The organism is Sporosarcina sp. NCCP-2222 (assembly GCF_023168145.1).
Classification (GTDB): domain Bacteria; phylum Bacillota; class Bacilli; order Bacillales_A; family Planococcaceae; genus Sporosarcina.
Genome location: NZ_BQYK01000009.1, coordinates 135280 through 152138 on the forward strand (window position 1 = coordinate 135280; position 16859 = coordinate 152138).

At 49.0% G+C, this 16859-nt stretch carries 11 protein-coding genes; all 11 read right to left on the minus strand.

Features of this window, described 5'->3' with window-relative positions; genetic code table 11:
• Positions 1 to 549, minus strand: a 549-nt coding sequence (locus NCCP2222_RS17340) for an S-layer homology domain-containing protein (RefSeq protein ID WP_248513638.1), incomplete at its 3' end; no start/stop codon positions are given.
• Between the two features lie 532 nt (positions 550 to 1081).
• A complete protein-coding gene (locus NCCP2222_RS17345) occupies positions 1082 to 1795 on the minus strand; it encodes a WecB/TagA/CpsF family glycosyltransferase (protein ID WP_248513639.1) in 714 nt (237 codons plus the stop codon).
• Position 1796: 1 nt separating this feature from the next.
• Positions 1797 to 3086: a nucleotide sugar dehydrogenase gene (locus tag NCCP2222_RS17350; RefSeq protein ID WP_248513640.1), complete on the minus strand. Its 1290-nt coding sequence runs from the start codon at positions 3084 to 3086 to the stop codon at positions 1797 to 1799.
• A 139-nt stretch (positions 3087 to 3225) separates the two neighbouring features.
• Positions 3226 to 4371 carry a S41 family peptidase gene (locus NCCP2222_RS17355; protein ID WP_248513641.1) on the minus strand — a complete coding sequence of 382 codons (1146 nt, stop codon included), beginning with the start codon at positions 4369 to 4371 and terminating at the stop codon, positions 3226 to 3228.
• A gap of 158 nt (positions 4372 to 4529) precedes the next feature.
• Positions 4530 to 5612, minus strand: coding sequence for a CAP and S-layer homology domain-containing protein (locus NCCP2222_RS17360; RefSeq protein WP_248513642.1), 1083 nt, complete (start codon positions 5610 to 5612; stop codon positions 4530 to 4532).
• A 70-nt stretch (positions 5613 to 5682) separates the two neighbouring features.
• Positions 5683 to 6606, minus strand: a complete 924-nt coding sequence (locus NCCP2222_RS17365) for a DMT family transporter (RefSeq protein WP_248513643.1) — start codon at positions 6604 to 6606, stop codon at positions 5683 to 5685.
• Between the two features lie 162 nt (positions 6607 to 6768).
• Entirely contained in the window at positions 6769 to 8211 is a 1443-nt protein-coding gene (panF, locus tag NCCP2222_RS17370; RefSeq protein WP_248513644.1) for a sodium/pantothenate symporter, read from the minus strand.
• A complete protein-coding gene (locus NCCP2222_RS17375; RefSeq protein WP_248513645.1) occupies positions 8208 to 8531 on the minus strand; it encodes a YhdT family protein in 324 nt (107 codons plus the stop codon). Before NCCP2222_RS17375 ends, panF begins: the two co-directional genes overlap by 4 nt.
• A 445-nt stretch (positions 8532 to 8976) precedes the next feature.
• Entirely contained in the window at positions 8977 to 9594 is a 618-nt protein-coding gene (locus tag NCCP2222_RS17380) for a 3'-5' exonuclease (protein WP_248513646.1), read from the minus strand.
• Between the two features lie 119 nt (positions 9595 to 9713).
• A complete protein-coding gene (locus tag NCCP2222_RS20825) occupies positions 9714 to 15401 on the minus strand; it encodes a S8 family serine peptidase (protein ID WP_309295978.1) in 5688 nt (1895 codons plus the stop codon).
• Between the two features lie 583 nt (positions 15402 to 15984).
• Positions 15985 to 16859: polysaccharide deacetylase family protein (locus NCCP2222_RS17390; protein WP_248513647.1), on the minus strand; the 875-nt coding region annotated here is incomplete at its 5' end.

Genomic DNA, 16859 nt, shown 5'->3' on the forward strand with positions numbered 1-16859 from the left:
TGGGCGAGCTTCAGCTTTAGCTGTTCCGCGGTCAGTAACGTCTTTCTTGAAATCTTGTCCTGCCACGTATGTAGCGAGGTCGATGTCGTTCACACGGTCGAATGCACGAACTAGTACGATTGCCATGTTTTCACGAGTGATGTTGCCAGCTGGATCTAGCTTGCCGTCTGGAGTTCCTACGAATACGCCGTTGTCTTTAACAACTGCAGCATACTCAAGAAGCTCTTTGTTGGAAGTAGATTTCAAGTCAGCGAAACGTGGGTTAGAAACTGCGTCGGATGGAATTGCATATCCTTCTGATACAAGCCATTTACCCATCAATTTAACAACGTCAGAACGTGTCAAAGTTTTGTTAGGCTTGAATGTTCCATCTTCATAACCTGTGATTACGCCAGCATCAGATAGTGCGTCGATTGCTGCTTCGTGTGTGTTCCCTTTTGTGTCAGAGAATGTTTTCGCGCTTGCAACTGGTGCAACTGCAGATGCTACTAGAGCAGCTGATGCCGCGCCAACTACAAACTTACGATACTTCGTTGGTTGGTTAGCCATTGAATAATTTCCTCCTCTTATTGAAAAAAATAATTTGTCAACTACCCCACGGCAAAATGGAAGTAGAAGCCATTACACAATAAAGTATAGATAGTCACGGCTTGGATGTCAATTACAAATTAGTAATGTTCCAGATTCATAGAGTATAAATGCTCTGAATTTATCCGCCGCTTCTACTATTCTATCGTATTTCAAATATATATCAAGTATTTCTATGTTTTTTCTGTCGAACTTAGTAGATTGCGTTTTTTGACATAGAATTGTAGTGCTTGTCTTCCTATTGACGTTATGCAGGAAGGATTAGGAATATGACTGGAATAATAAGTATTTGAGAGTTTTTTTGTTAGAGAGTTATTGGAGAGTTAATTATGGGCATGCAAAAAGCCTTGAACAGATGGGAGCTGTTCAAGGCTTTTTGTGCGGTCAACCAACCGTTTTCGTCCTGCGTGGCGTTTGTTATATATGCTACAGAGGAAATTATCCTTACACTTACGTATTCTATCATCCTATTTAGTAGATTACAAGTATGGTTTTATTTTTTTCCTGCTAGAATTTCTAATAGAAATTTTGGAAGGACCATTTGCCTTTTCAGGCGACTTGGTTCCTTCAATAGACGGTACAGCCATTCGGCGCCGACTTTTTGGAAAGCGGCCGGTGCACGTTTAATGTTGCCGGCGAGCACGTCGAATGATCCACCGACTCCTTGGTAAAGGATCGGGTGAAGCTGATCGCGGTATTGTTCGATCCATAGCTCCTGTTTCGGGGAACCCATGGCAACGAACAGGATGTCCGGTGTTGCTTCGTTGATTGTCTGAATTACTTTGGCTGTATCCTTTTCGTAACCGTCTTGCGTGCCAGCTACGATGAGATCCGGATAAGTTTCCACGAGTTTCGCGGCTGCCTGGTCGGCAACTCCCGGTTTTGCGCCATACAGGAAAATTCGTTTTCCTGTTCGTGCCGCTTCCCTGACGACGCGGTCCATCATGTCGACGCCCGTTACGCGTGAGCGGATGTTGCCTTTTTTCATTTTCGAAGCGATGATGACGCCGATCCCGTCCGGAATTTGGAATTCCGCACGGTTCAGCAGCGCCTTCAATTCGGGATCGTCCTTTGCCTTCATGAGTTTTTCAGGATTGATGGCAACGACGAGCGACTTCTTCTTGTCTTCGATGTTTTGGAAAACCCTCGGGATGAGTTCGTCATAGCTTTCCGTGTTGACGCTAACGCCTAGAATTTGTTCTTTCATCTTAGCTGAAGACACCTGCCGGAGAGCCGTCACCGAGCTTGTAGTAATGGAAGCCTGCTTGCTCCCATTTGTTCCGGTCCAGTGCGTTTTTCGTATCCAAAATAAACGGCTTCGGTGTTTTCGTTACAAGGTGGTTCGGGTTCAGCTGTTTGAATTCATCGTGATCCGTCGTCAGGATAATCAAGTCGACGTCCGCCAATGCTTCTTCCAGTGTATCCTTTTGTGTTGCGTGCTTCGCGTTTTTGATATGAGGATCGAAGGACTTCACATCGATATTGCGAGCTTGCAATTCTTTAATAACAGTAAGGGACGGGCTTTCGCGCATGTCGTCGACGTTGCCTTTAAATGCAAGGCCGAGTACAGCGACTTTGCCGTCTTTAATGTTTTGATCATCAAGCAAGCCCTTGGTTTTTTCTGCAACGAACTCCGGCATGCCATCGTTTGTGAGACGAGCTTTATGGATAATTTGCGCTTCCGCCGGGTTGAGTTCAACGAGGAACCATGGGTCAACTGCGATGCAGTGACCGCCAACACCAGGCCCTGGCATATGAATGTTTACACGCGGATGGAAGTTTGCGAAACGGATCGCTTCCCAAATGTCCACGCCAATTGATTCAGCGATTTTCGCTAGTTCATTGGCAAACGCGATATTCACGTCACGATAGGTGTTTTCCATTACTTTGACGAGCTCCGCAGTTGTTGCGTCTGTCAAATGGATTTCCCCTTGGACGAATGTTTTATAAAGATCTTTTGTCATTTGCGCGGATTCCGGCGTGATGCCGCCGACGATCCGGTCGTTGTTCACGAGCTCTTCGAAAATCTTGCCCGGGATGACGCGCTCCGGCGAGTGGGAAACAAATAAGTCTTCTCCGAGTGTCAGGTTTGATTTACGAAGCTCCGGCAGCATGATGTTTTCGACTGTTTTTGGCGGAACCGTGGATTCCAAAATGACGAGTACACCCGGCTTCACAAATGGCACGATGGATGATGTCGCCTGGCGGATATATTCTAAGTTCGCCGTATTGTCCGGGTTGATCGGGGACGGGACGGCGACGATGTAAACATCGGCTTCTACCGGCGTTGTGGAAACGGTAAATTTCCCTTCGTCGATGGCGCGGTCGAGACGTTCTTGGAGACCGTTCTCTTCTATATGTAATTGCTTATTGGCAATCATGTTAACAGCTGTTTCGTTAATATCGACACCATGTACTTGAACGCCGCTGTTGGCGAACATGACGGCTGTCGGGAGGCCGATGTAGCCGAGGCCGACAACGCAGATTTTCTTATCCATTGGTATGTTCCTTTCTTTGTGGACTGCTTTTGCGGCTTATTCACCGCTTGTTAGATTCCACATTACACAGTAGATGATTATATCATAGCGGACGGGCCTGAACCAAGTGTTTGGTCCATCCCCGCCCTATTAGTAAACGTTATTGCACCGTAATTTGTGAATAGACACCTTGCTTGGTTGTCCGTCCGGTAGTTGATGGCAGACCGGGATGGACGACGAGCATATAAGTGCCGCCACGCTGCATCTTTTTCACTGGCGTTATTTCAAGCTGGCCGTTATTGTTCATGCTTGTCTTCACCGGGACCGCAACGCCTCCCATTTTCACGAGTTCTACCTTATTGGACGTCTGAGTCGCGCGAAGGTTCATCGGCTGGGTGAAATGAAGATAGAATGTTTTGGCCGCTGCCACTTTGTCGAGTGGGTCGAGCGGTTTGTATTTCTTGCTGGCAAAGTGATCATGCAAGAGCCGTTCATGAATTGTCGTCAATTCCTTGCCAGTTTTCGTTTCGATCGTCGGCTGAACGCCTTTTTGGTGAATCTTCGTCTTTTTCGGTCCAGTGAATTCGCCAACAGTCAGCTTTAGAGCACTACCGTCCTCGAATTCGAAGAAGGTCTGGATCGTCCCCTTCCCTTTCGTCTTTTCACCAACGACGGTTGCTGCGCTCTGATCAATGACGGACGCCGCCACGATTTCAGAAGCGGAAGCCGAGTATTTATTGACAAGAATGTAGGTCTGTTTAGGGAATTTCACTTTGGATGGGATCGGCTTCACCATTTGGCTGCCTTCCCGTGTCGTGACATAATATGCATCTTTCACGCCCTCGAAATGGCCGAGGAATTTTTCGGCACTGTCGACGTAGCCGCCGCCATTATAGCGGAGGTCTAGAATTAACTTTGTCGCGCCTTGCTTCTTCAGGGCGAGCCATTGGTCGATGATCTCCTGATTCAGCTTGGCGGAGAACGTTTGGATTTTAATATACCCGATGTTGCCATACAGCATGGAAGATGAAATGGCAGGCTCGTCAAGATGGGCAGCCGCCACATCGTCAGCCCCCACCGCCGCCATATAGAAGGTATATTCGTCTGGCGAGAGGTAGCGCGAGTATTCGTCTAGCGCGTCGATTACTTCATCGACAGTCTTCATCGAGTCGAGGTTGTCCGGGATTTTGCCGTAATAATAGTTTTCAACGAAGAATTTGATGTCATCGACCCGTGCCGCTTCGGCAGCCGGGGAGAATAGTAATATGGCAATGAATGCGAATAGAATGGCTTGCAGTTGTTTCACGCCGGTTCCTCCTTATCATATAGACCTTGTTATTGATTATACCCGCTTTGCTGGTTTAAAGACATGCTTGAGGAAAATAGTTTGGTAGATATAGCAATTTTTCTGTAAGGAGAACGGTGAGAGGACAGGAAGCAGCAGGTGCCGCCCCCTTCCCTGTTTTATTTCGCTGAAAAGATATGAACCCAATACGTAGTGCCGTCCGCGTCTTTCGCAAAGCCGGCGCCGACGTTGGTGAACTTTGATTGCATGATGTTGTCGCGGTGGCCTTTGGAGTTCATCCACCCTTCAACGGCTGAACCCGGAGTGGTGTAACCTTTGGCGATGTTCTCTCCGTAGGCAGTCCAGCTATATTTGTACGTATCGAGCATCGTACCGACCGAGCCGTATGTCGGGGACAAGTGGGCAAAGTACTTGTTCTTCACCATATCCTCGGCTTTCATCTGGGCAAGTTTGTTGAGGGCGCTGTCTGCTTTCAAGGCGGTTAATTTTTGGGAAGCTCGTTCTTTATTTACTAGATTAATGGTATCTGCCGCATACGTGTCATCTTTGACGGCTGGCGGCGGCTCGGGAGTTGAGTAGATCTTATCGACATAGCGCTGCTGGGTTTTATCGTAATAGATTTCGCCGGATTTGCGCTTGGCATTGAAATCCATTGCACGCTTGACGAAGGCCGCCATTTGGGCGCGGGTGACGTGGTCATTTGGTTTGAACGCCTCGCCTTCTGCAGTTGTTGTAATGCCGAGTTCCGCAATCGTGATGATGTATCCTTTGTAACCATTCAGACGTTTGACGTCTTGGAATGTCATTAGATCATTGTCATCGACGATGATGTCGTAGGCGAGGGCGATGATTTTCGCCATCTGGCCACGGGTGAGTGGCGCGTTTGGGATGAAGTTTTCGCCGTTAGTAAAGATGCCGCGTTCAGTTAGCGCTCGGATATGCTGATAGGATCCATGCGCTGGGGAGACATCTCGGAAATCCGGTTGGAAGTTCGCCGACGGTTTCATGCCGGTTGCGAGCGCGATGATTTTAGCTGCCTGTGCACGGGTAACAGGTTGGTTAATGCCGTACGTTCCATCGGGATAGCCGCCGAGCACCCCTTTGTCAGAAAGGACGTCGATCGCTTCATATGCATAATGATTTTTGGGAACATCTTTGAATGTCGCGGCTTGCGCAGAAGTGGTGAGCGTTGCAAGTGCAAGTGTTGCTGCGAGTGCGGTTGCTGAGATTCGTAGTTTCATGCGTCTGCCTCCTCTTTTTCTGTAATTATACTAGATTTGAGGAGGATTAGTAGACTAAAAAAAGCCAGGGTTAGCCTGGCTCTTTTGTGGTAGATTCATGATTTAGTTTTCTTTTTCGTAATTCCTCTGCCGCCCCGGAGCCAAGGATGACACCGACAATAATGAACAGGAATCCCACTAGATGACGCCCGGTGATGACTTCCCCGAGGAAGATAGCCGATCCGAGGAGCCCGAACAAGGTGTTCAAGTTCATGAAAATGGCAGCTTTCGCCGGCCCTACCTTCCCGACGGAGTAGTTGTACAGCATATGCCCGACCGCCGTTCCAATCATTCCGCTGGCGGCAAAGGCAATCCAAAAGCGCGGCGGTAGCGAGGCAAATCCTTCGATCTGTCCGGGCTCCTGAACGAAGCTGATAAGCATAAGCAGGAAGCTGCCAACGACGAGCATGTACGCGGTGAGCAAACGTGGGTCCAGCGTCCTTGCCGCTTTCGCGATGATCATGAAAGAAAGCACTTGGGCGAGGATGCTAAAAAAGATGAAGGCATCTCCGAGTGCCAGGCCACTCACCCCGTCCCCGCCTGCTAAGACGACGGAGCCGATGCCGGCAAACCCGATTGCAGCACCGATCCACTGGATTTTGGACGGGTTGTTGCGCAGGAGGAGCGCTGTGAAAATGGCAGTCAGCACAGGTCCCATGCCGAGGATGAGCCCAGTATTCGTCGCGGACGTGCGGGACAGGCCGACGCTCATGAAGTAATGATGCAGGACGACGTTGAGCAGCGCGCCGCCCATAATATACAGCCATTCTTGTTTTGTTGGCTTGCGTACTAGTTTCAGAGGGGTGAGGATGGCGAATACGGTGATGCCTGCGAGCAGAATGCGGAAGGAGGTCATGGTGACGGGATCCATGAAGCCGACCAGGTATTTAACGAGGGGCAGGTTGAGTCCCCAGATGAGCATGACAGTGGTGAGGAGCATGTAGATTTTGAGCATGGGGCGGCCGCCTTTCGTATGGTGTTTGGGTTGATTATACAGGATGGGGAGAGGGGTGGGAAGGTCAGTTTGGAGGATAAATCAGATACTCTAGTAGTCGGATAATAGAAAAACTAGACTAATAAAAGCGGATTCCTAGTTGCCAGGGAATCCGCTTTTTATTTAAAACTGATATGCCTCTCGTTTGACTGCCAGGCTGCCAATGATATAAGCGGCAAGCGACAGGAGGACTGGCAAGGTGACGGTATGGACGCCGAGCAGATTGCCATTCGCCGTGTTGTAGAAATGAATGGCGATGTAGGCGGCGATGCCAGTGATCATGCTGAAGATGGCACCGTATTTATTGCCATACTTCCAATACAGTCCGAGGACGACCGGCCAGATGAAGGCGGCCTCGAGTCCCCCGAAGGCGAACAGGTTCAGGAAGATGAGCAGTTCCGGCGGCTGCAGGGCAAGCAGGAAAACGATGATGCCGAGAATGCCTGTGACGCCGAAGCTCATGCGTTTAACCGTTGTTTCACTCGCTTCCGGTTTGATGAAGTTTAAATAGACGTCCTTGACGATGGCCGAGCTGACGAGCAGCAAGAGCGAATCGACGGTAGACATAATCGCTGCCATTGGAGCTGCCAGGACGATGCCGGCGAGCCAGGGCGGCAGGACTTCGAGTGCGACGAGCGGGATGACCTTGTCCCCGATGTCAATGCCCGGCATGATGGGACGCGCAAAGACGCCGATCAAGTGCATGTTGAGCATGATGAAACCGGTGACGATCGTTCCGATGACGAGAGCCCGGTGCATGGCGCGAGAACTTTTGTAGCTCATGGCGCGGACGGCCATTTGCGGAAGCCCAACGACGCCGACGCCGACGAGAATCCAGAAGGAGGATACATAGGCGGCGGTCAGCGTGCCGTCTGCTCCGTACGGCGTGACGAGACGCGGGTTTTCATTGATCAAATCCTGCATGATTGCCGGGACGCCGCCGCCCGCGATGATGACGCCGATGAGCAGGACGAGTGTGCCGACGACCATAACGGCACCTTGGACCGCGTCGGTGAGCGCGACGGCCCGGAAGCCGCCAATCGTCACATAGACGAGGACGGAAATCGCGAAAATGAAGAGCGCCGTTGTGTATTGCAGTCCGGTGAGTGACTCGATGAGCCGTCCCCCGCCGACCCATTGTGCGGTCATCGCAGAAAATAGAAATACGATGATTGCGATGGCGGATAAAATGGCGACGAGCGGGCTATTGTAGCGGGCTTTCAGGAAATCGATCATCGTGACTGCGTTATACTTGCGGCCAAGGATGGCGAATTTCTTTCCTAGGATAAGCAGGACAAAATAACCCGTGACGACCTGAGTCATAGCGAGCAGGATCCAGCCGAAGCCGACCGTGTACGCAGTACCGGGTCCCCCGAGGAAGCTGGAGGCACTTCCGTATGTAGCTACCATCGTCATGGCGAGAACGAAACCGCCGAGTTCCCGTCCGCCGAGGAAGTATTGCTGCAGGAAGCCCCCTTCCCCGCTCATTTGTTTGGAGGCGATAAAGCCGATTGCAAATATCCCGATTAAAAAGATGACGAGCGGGATAATAACTCCAATATTCATTGTTTTGCCGGCCCCTCCTTTGGTTGGTCTGTGTTGCTTGGATCCACATCGAGCGGAACTTCTTTTAAGACGAATTTCGTAATAACGATGACGAGAATACACATGATAATGAAGCCGAGCACACAGCTATAGAAGAACCAGTCCGGCAAGCCCCAGATATAGGTGTACTCTTCCGGCGGTCGCGAGCCGAGTCCGTAGGCGAAGCCGAACCACCAGATGAAATTGAAGATGGCGAGCACGATGCCGATGATCGCTTCCCGATGCGCGATTTTAAAGCGCGGGTCGGTCGCTTGGGCGGGGTTCGTTTGTTTGCGGGTCATGTCGTTGCTCCTTTCTGTCGGAATTGGTTATGGTGTGGTGCAGCGTTTTACTGTTTCTGGTTGATTTTTATGGTCTCTGGGTTTGATTATACAGGATATGGAGGGGTTTTGGAGAGGGATTTTTGTGTGGTGGAGTTGACTTGGATTGCAACTCTAGTATTGAGCGTACAACTTTCTTTTTTAATAGTAGGATTAGTAGAAGCGGTTGGTTGATTTCCAAGTTTTCAGGGGCTGTTTTGGGGCAAAACGAAGTTTTCTATGGCTTTTTATGGCCAAAACTATGATTTGAGGAAATATTGTATGAGGTAGCGTACGAGAGAGTATTAGTTCGCGGGAAAATAGCTATCATAAACAGCCTTTTTCGCGTTGAATGCATTTTTTATACTAAGGTTTTTCTCTTTAATTGGTCCGTCGCGTAATGGAATAAAAAACCAACGACAATTCCTCAGGCAGTATGAGGGTCGTTGGCGTTGGTGCAATATTGGTAGATGGCGGCTGTTGCGAGGCAGTCGCCGATTGCGTCGTGGGCGTCGTGTTCGAGCTGCAAGTATTTTGTGAGTGTCGTTAATTTATGGTTCGGTGTAGCTGTGATCGTTTTGCGAGCGAGTTTCACAGTGTCGATAACGGTGTATGCCGGAATTTCGATTCCTTCGAGATTGTCAAGAGCGTAAAGGAAGCTCATGTCGAAGGCAGCGTTGTGCGCGATGATCGGCAGGTTGTCGATGAATTCGATGAGGTCGCCGATTTTAGTTTCGATCGTCGGGGCCCATTCGACCATTTCGTTCGATATGCCGGTAAGTCGTGTGATATTCGGTGGAATGTAGCGTTCCGGATTAATGAACGTATTAAAGTATTCGATTTGCTCGTGATTGATGAATTTGAGTGCACCAATTTGGATGATGCGGTCGGCGCCTGCCCGGAAACCGGTCGTTTCGAAGTCGAGAACGATGTAGTCGGTTTGCGGTTTGGTCGTCGTCTTGTATTTTTTCTTTTGGCTGCCGTAACGGGAACGGTTGTTATTAGCTGTCTTTTGCTCGATGAGCTGTTCGGCTTTTCCGGTCATGTGTAGACACTTCCTTTCACTCCTGGACCTACTAGTATTATAGATAGTATACACGATTCCTAGGCTCTTAAACTGAAAAACAGCCTTTCCCTCTATTTAAGGGGAAGGCTGTTTTCGTATTAGTCGTTGATTGCGACAAAGCTTCCGGCATTCTCTGTTTCGAATGTGAATTGGCCTTTTTTGTACTTCGCTTTCAACGCTTTGCCTGTTGAGACGTCTAGAACGGCAACTTTGTTAGAACGTGCCATCTTGGATTCATCTACTGGGAGGATGATTTCAATGTCCTCTTTGTAGCTACCCAATAATTGCTTGCTGTCTCCGAAGCCACTGAAGAATTCCAGTGTGTACATTTCAGAAATAGCATTCTCAATATGGCTTGCATCTGATTTCGTGATGACGATTGTCACGTCGCCGCCAGTTTGCATTAGCAGCTCTTCGACTGCATCATCTTCAAAATTGATGACCGCTCCATCTTTTTGAAGGATGAGGTCTTTTTTCGATTGTTTGATGGCTTCTAACGTGGAAGCATCAATTTCGACTTCAACTGTAGCTTCAGCTGAGAAGAGGTCGATTGTGATTTGCTTCGTTTTTTTATCGCCTAGCTCAGCAGCGATGCTGTCCATCGTGATTTTGTGAGCCGGTGATTGAACAGCCGGTGCTCCTTCGACGGAAACGTTCACCAGTTGGAAGAACTCCGCGTATTTCACTGCAATTGTTGTGTTGCCGATGCCAAGGCCGATAACTGTTCCACGGTCGATCGCTGCAATGCTTGCGTCTGCCACTTCGAAGGAAGCTTCGTCAGTGATATTGCGCATTGTAACGTCTCCGTTAGGTTTAGTTGTCGTTTCGAGGACAAGGAGACGATCCTGTTCGCCTACGCCAACATTGACATCTGTTTTATTCACAGAGTACTCGACTGTATCAGTTGGCACCTCTGGAACTGCTGCTACTTCTACCGCAATTGATGCCGTGAAGTCTTTGAATGTCGCAGTAATCGTAGTCGTTCCAGCTCCGACCGCTGTGATCGTGCCGTTTTCGACTGTTGCGATGCTTGCGTCAGCACTTGTGAATACTGCTTCGCTTGTGACATCGCGGTCAGTTGCTGTTCCATCTGCTTTCGTTGTCGTTTCTGTTACTGCTACTTGAGCCGTATCGCCTGCGTTCAAAGCAAACTGCTCTTGATTCACAGCATATGTGACACTGTCAGGTGCAGCTGTACCGCCAGTTACTTCCAAGTATACGAGGATTGCTTCGCCGCTAGGAAGGACGATACGGACTTGCGTTTTACCTGCTTCTTTTGCTGTAACAAGGCCCATTTGGACAGAAGCGATTGCGTCGTTGACTACTTCAAACGTCGTGTCGACTGTTGCGTCACGCTCGGTCGTCTTGCCTTCCGGTGTTACTGTTGTTTCTTTTACTTTCAATTGCTGTTGCTCGCCAACCGCCATGACAAGTTCAGTATGGCTTAGTTCGTATGAGACTTTGTTTTGTAGCGCCTTTGTTACTTCCAAGTACACGTAAAGCGTTTCTTTTTCATTGATAACGATCCGGACTTGGGATTTGCCTGCTTTAACAGCGGAGACAAGTCCCTTTTTCACTGTCGCGACCGTGTTATCGATGACACTGTATTTCCCTGCGCCCGTGACATCGCGTTCAAAAACTTCACCATCCGGAGTTACTGTTGTTTCTGTGACATACAGTTGCTCCTGCTGGCCTTCCCCGATTGTCAGGTGGGTTTTATTGGCAGAATACGTGACGATGTTTTGCGGCAGCTCCACTACTTCCAAGTAGACGTAGATGTCTTCGTGTTCAGGGATGCTGTGGATTCGCACTTGCGTCAATCCTGCTTGTTTCGCTGTGACAGTACCTTTTTGAACCGTTGCATACGTGTTGTTCAGAACGTTATAGCGCAATTGGCCTGTTACGTCTTTTTCAACAACCGTGCCGTCTGGTTTTACTGTCTTTTGTGTGACATAAAGTTGCTCCTGCTGGCCAACGCCAAGGACCAAGTTCTTTTTGTTCACAGAATACGTGATGATATCTTTCGCTTGTGCTGTTACTTCGATTTCAACGAAAATTGTTTCTTGGCCAGGAATCATTACACGTGCTTGCGTTTTGCCCGGTTTGATTGCCGTAATGAGGCCTTTGTTGATTCTCGCGATTGTGTTGTTGACGACGTTGTACTTGCCTGTTTCTGTCACGTCTTCCTCAACGATTGTGCCATCCGGTTTTTCTGTCGTCTTCGTGACGATGAGTTGCTCCGTTTGGTCTACGCCAAGTTTGACGCTCATTTTGTTCACGGAGTACGTGACTTTCTCTTCGCCCTGTGCAGTCTCTTTCACTTCGACAGGGATTGCTTTCGTGAATTCTTTGTACGTGACGGTGATTTCTGTCGTACCTGGTGCGACCGCAGTTACGAGGCCGTTTGCGACAGTAGCGATGGATTCATCCGCAGAGACGAATTCTGCTTCTGCTGTGACGTCCTTCTCTTCTTTCGTGCCGTCTGCTTTTGTTGTTGTTTCTGTTACTGTCAGCTGCTCTGTGCCTTCAAGTTCAAGCTCAACCGCTTCAAAGCTTACCGTGTAGTCGACTTCGTCTTCCACTTGGTCGCCTGCGTTGTAGATGATCTTTTGGGCTTTATTGCCTGCTGCGTCTTCGTATTTCACGATGACGGAGTGTTTCGCCTTGTTAAGTTCCGGAAGATCGAATGTGTATGCGCCGTCCTGTGCCAGTTTCACTTGGCCGGATGCTACGACTTCTTCCCCTTCTTTCACTTCATAAGACGCTTTCAATTTCGTGTTAATATCATAGCCTAAGCCATAGTTTTCAAGTTCTTGCTGGTATCCGATATAGGCATCATCAATTTGGCCAGTCGCTGTTGTGCCTTCGATAGCGCCTGTGATTGTGCCTGCTTCGGATTTCACAACGACCGGGCCGACGTAGTCACTGATGACTGGCGGGTTGCCGGATGCTGTTTGTGCCGTGAAGTCAATTGTGTACAAGCCATCTGGAATTGTCGTTTGCGGATCGCCGGACCATGGGCTGTACTGGCCTCTGATTGGAAGCTGGTAGGAGCCTGCGCCAAGCGATTGGCCTGCGTGCAAGTAACCGATGTAGCCATCACCGTAGACGCCGCCTTCCGGATCCATGATATCCCAGATTTCAATGAAGTTCATTCCCACGTCTCCTGTGATCTTGAACGTAAGCATTGCTTCGTCTTTCACACCGTCGCCGTTGAAGGAAAGATCTGTTTCGTTAATGTTCATATCTCTGATTTCCGTAGCAGAAATTCCGCCGAAATCAGCTGCGAATGGCAATGAAATGTTAGCTCCGTTACCCGTGATATGGATGTAGCCGAGTACTTCATCTCCAGCCGTTGTGTTTCTCTTGGAAGCTGTCAATGTAACATTGAGCAATTGCTCGCCGGACAGTGTGAATGTCGGCTTGTCGACTGTAACTGTTGCATCGCCGAATGTTTTTGTCATTTCGACTGTCGCATTGTACGTGCCGCCGCCATTGATCGCTTTTACGCGGACCTGCTTCGTGACGGATAGGTTTTGGTCAAGTTTTTGCGGGCCGAATGTTACTGTCCCTTTCAAGTTCTCGACGATCTGTCCGTCGTTGTTCGCTGTGTCGATTGCATACGCGAGGATGTTTGGATGTGCTGCCGCGTATGGTTGAACGCGACCCGCGCCTTGCGCGAAGACATCATACTTTTTCGTGTCGAGCACTTTCGCCGTGTTGGATAGCGCAACTTTCACGTCGAATGGCGACCAGCTTGGGTTCGCTTGTTGGACGAGTGCCGCGATTCCTGCGATGTGCGGAGTTGCCATCGATGTACCCGTTTTGCGGTCGAATGCTGTTTCATAGGACGCATCCGGGAAGTCCGCTTTGTACATCGGGATTGTGGACATAATGTTCGTTCCTGGAGCCGTAACGTCCGGTTTAATATCGAAGTTCGGTCTCGATGGTCCGCGGGAACTGGAGCTGTTCACTTCGTCCCCTTCTGTCAATGTAACATTGAATGCACCAAAGGAAATTGTGCCTGCCGCTTGCTGAAGCGCAGTGCGGATTGCTTCGCCGTCCGTTTGGGACATATCAAATGCCGGGATGTAATCGAATGAATCGCCAAGGAACGTGCCGGAAGGACCCGGTGCATTGGAACCGCCCGCAAAGTTGTGGACGATGATGGCGACAGCACCCTTATCTTTTGCGGCTGCGATTTTATCAACGAATGCAATTTCGCCGCGGGAGACGAGTGCCACTTTGCCGTTCACATCAAGCCCGTTATAGTCCGCTGGCTTACCTACGCCAGGAACTGCTACGATTCCATATTCGCCGTTCAATTGCGCTGCAAGGTCTTGTCCAAATGTCGTACCCATCAAGTTGAGTGTTTTCGATAGGCTGTAGTCGCCTGCTGTGATATTCACTTGCCCGTCATAGTGGGCTTCCGGATTCGTCGTATTTCCGACTGCAATTCCGAGACGTGAAGTAGCTGGCGTGCCCATTGTGCCGCGGTTTGGCCCAGAGTTACCTGTTGCCACTACTGCGATTGTACCTGCTAGCATTGCGTTGTTAATTGCGAATGAAGCGCCGTCTGTTTCAGAGTTGGAGCCGCCGCCTAGTGAAAGGTTGATGACGTCCATCTCTTCGATGACTGCTGTTTCAATTGCTTTAATAATGCCGGAAGTGGAGCCGCTGCCATATGCGCCAAGAACGCGGTAGGAGTAGAGGTCAACTTTCGGTGCGATCCCTTTAATGCCGTACGGGTTATTTCCGATTGCTGCGATAGTACCTGCAACGTGCGTCCCGTGGGATGTGTAGAATGCGCGGCCGTCTGAATCGAATTCAGGGCGGTGTGACGGACGATCGGCCGGTGATGTTTCAGAACCGTCGTTATCTGCGCGAGGGCGTGCATAATCTGTGCCGTTGTGTGGAACGAAGTTTTTACCGCCTTTATAAATGCCTTGGAAATCCGGGTGGTCTTTATCGATTCCCGTATCTAGGACGGCTACTTTGATGCCTTGTCCTTCGATTCCTTCATTCCAAAGCTGTTCAATGCCGAGGAATGAAATGCTCGTGTCCATCGCTGGGCTTACTTGCCCTGGAATTGGACTGCCGAGACCCGGTTTTGCCTTCTCTTCCAATTTGGATTCGCCAGGAACCGGTTTTTTAAGATTGTTCAATTTTGAGTTGGCATTTGCCTTGCCAAGCTCGTATGCATAGACCGTCGTGTCAGGCTCTACTAATTTAACGCCTGTCACCTCAAGCAATTTTGGAATGTCGTCAGCTTTTACTTTGCCGGACATGCCGTTTAGGACGGTGTCATAAGAAAATCCTTCTTTGAACGTAATGCCTTTGATCATCATTTCTTTCTTGGCATTAATTTGCTGCGAGCGTGCTTTTTGCTTAATTGCCGCTGCTTCCGTGCTGGAAAGTTGTTGACCTTTCAGCTTCTTGATCCCCTTTTCAAGAGCTACGGATCGTTCGGATAAATGAATGATGACTGGAACCTCTTGTTGTCCCGATACGTTTTGCAGCTGTTCATGCAGCTTCGCATCCCCGCCAAGCAGGTTCAGCTGTTCGGCAATCGCCGACTTTTGCTGCATAATGCTTTCGCTGTACGCGTCCTCTTTAAATGGTTTCTTCGCTGCCCCTTCTGCCTTGTCTGCTGTCTCTGTCGACTCAGTCAGACTCTGCAGTTCATCCACCGTATTCGCTGACGCGGCATACGGCATGAGAAGCGAGAGAACCAGGACGAACGCCAGAAATGAACTGAACAGCTTCGTAAATCTAGCTTTCTCCAATATTCTTTCCCCCTTGACATGAATTGGTCGTGCTCTCAAAAGATAGCACATTTAAAATAGATTGAAAATACCGCATAGTGCCGTTTTTGTTGATTTTTCTGAAATATCGTTCAAAAGAATGGGAACGGGAAAGTACGGGTAGCGCTAAGGTTTTATAGATTATGCTGAATTGCCAACTATTTAACTAGAGAGAAGGATTGGGACAATTGACGGGGTTGGTTATTTGGATTTTTGAGGGGATTTAGGCTGTCGTTGCGCTATTTTAATAGATAGTTTCTGTTTTTGAGGATGAGGATGTGGTTTGGAGGGATTGTGGGATAAAGGCTGATTTATAAACTAATGGTTTAATAGATTCTATTTTATTGGTGGTAGAGCAAGGAGACGGCAACTGTTCTATCACCGGATAAGACGGTTCTATCACCGCCTAATTCAATTCTATCACCGTGTAAATTGATGCTATCACCGGGTAAAACAGTTCTATCACTGCCTGAACTGAATTGATCACCGCTTGACTACAATTCAGCTGGGTATGGCACGCATAAATGGTTTATTGCCAAAAGAAAAAACCGCTACGGGGGCGGTTTTATAAAGCCTTGTCATGCAGAAAGTTCTTTACGACGTGGTGGTCGTTTTCGTATTTTTTAAACGTGTAGCCTTCTTCCTTCAGCCATTCGATGATGGCGGGAAGGGCTTTGGTTGTCTGGCTTCGATCGTGCATGAGGATGACGATGTCCCGGTCGCCCGCTTTCTCTGCTTTGGCAACTCCCTCTTTCACATTGGCGATAATTTTATCAGTTTCCTCTTCTGTGTATTTCCAGTCGTTGGAGTCGACGTCCCAGTCCCACATTTTGTAGCCGCCAAGCGCCAGTTGTTTTTGCATATCGGGTGTGACATGCGGCTTGCTGCCATAGGGCACCCGAACCAGTTTCGTGCTTTTTCCAGTAATTTTTTGAATGAGCTGTGTGCTTTCTTTCATTTCATTCATGAATGAGTCGGTGGATTTATACACAAGCTCTTTGTCATGGGTCATGCTGTGCGAGCCGATATAATGGCCATCCTTTGCGGCGGCCTTCACAATCGATGGGTTCTTTTTCATATGTTTGCCTAGGAAAAAGAACGTTGCCGGCACCTCTTGGTCTTTCAACGTCTTCAAGTTGACAGTCGTGAATTGGTTAGGCCCGTCGTCAAATGTCAGGTAGACATTCGGTTTCTTCTTGACTGTTTCGGGCTTTGTCGGTTTTGCTGGCTTCACCGGTTTTGGCTTTGCGGCCTCTTGCTGCTCCAAGCGATAATGCTGGATGGCCTGTTGAAAAGCGTCGTACTCGGAGTGCTTGTAATCTTCCCTAAAAATGCGAATCGTTTTTTCCTGTGGAAAGAAGTCCAATTCAAAGCCTATCTCTTTGGCAATGTATTTGACACTCATATAGGTCGTTCCATCGATCACCCGGATGGGCGACC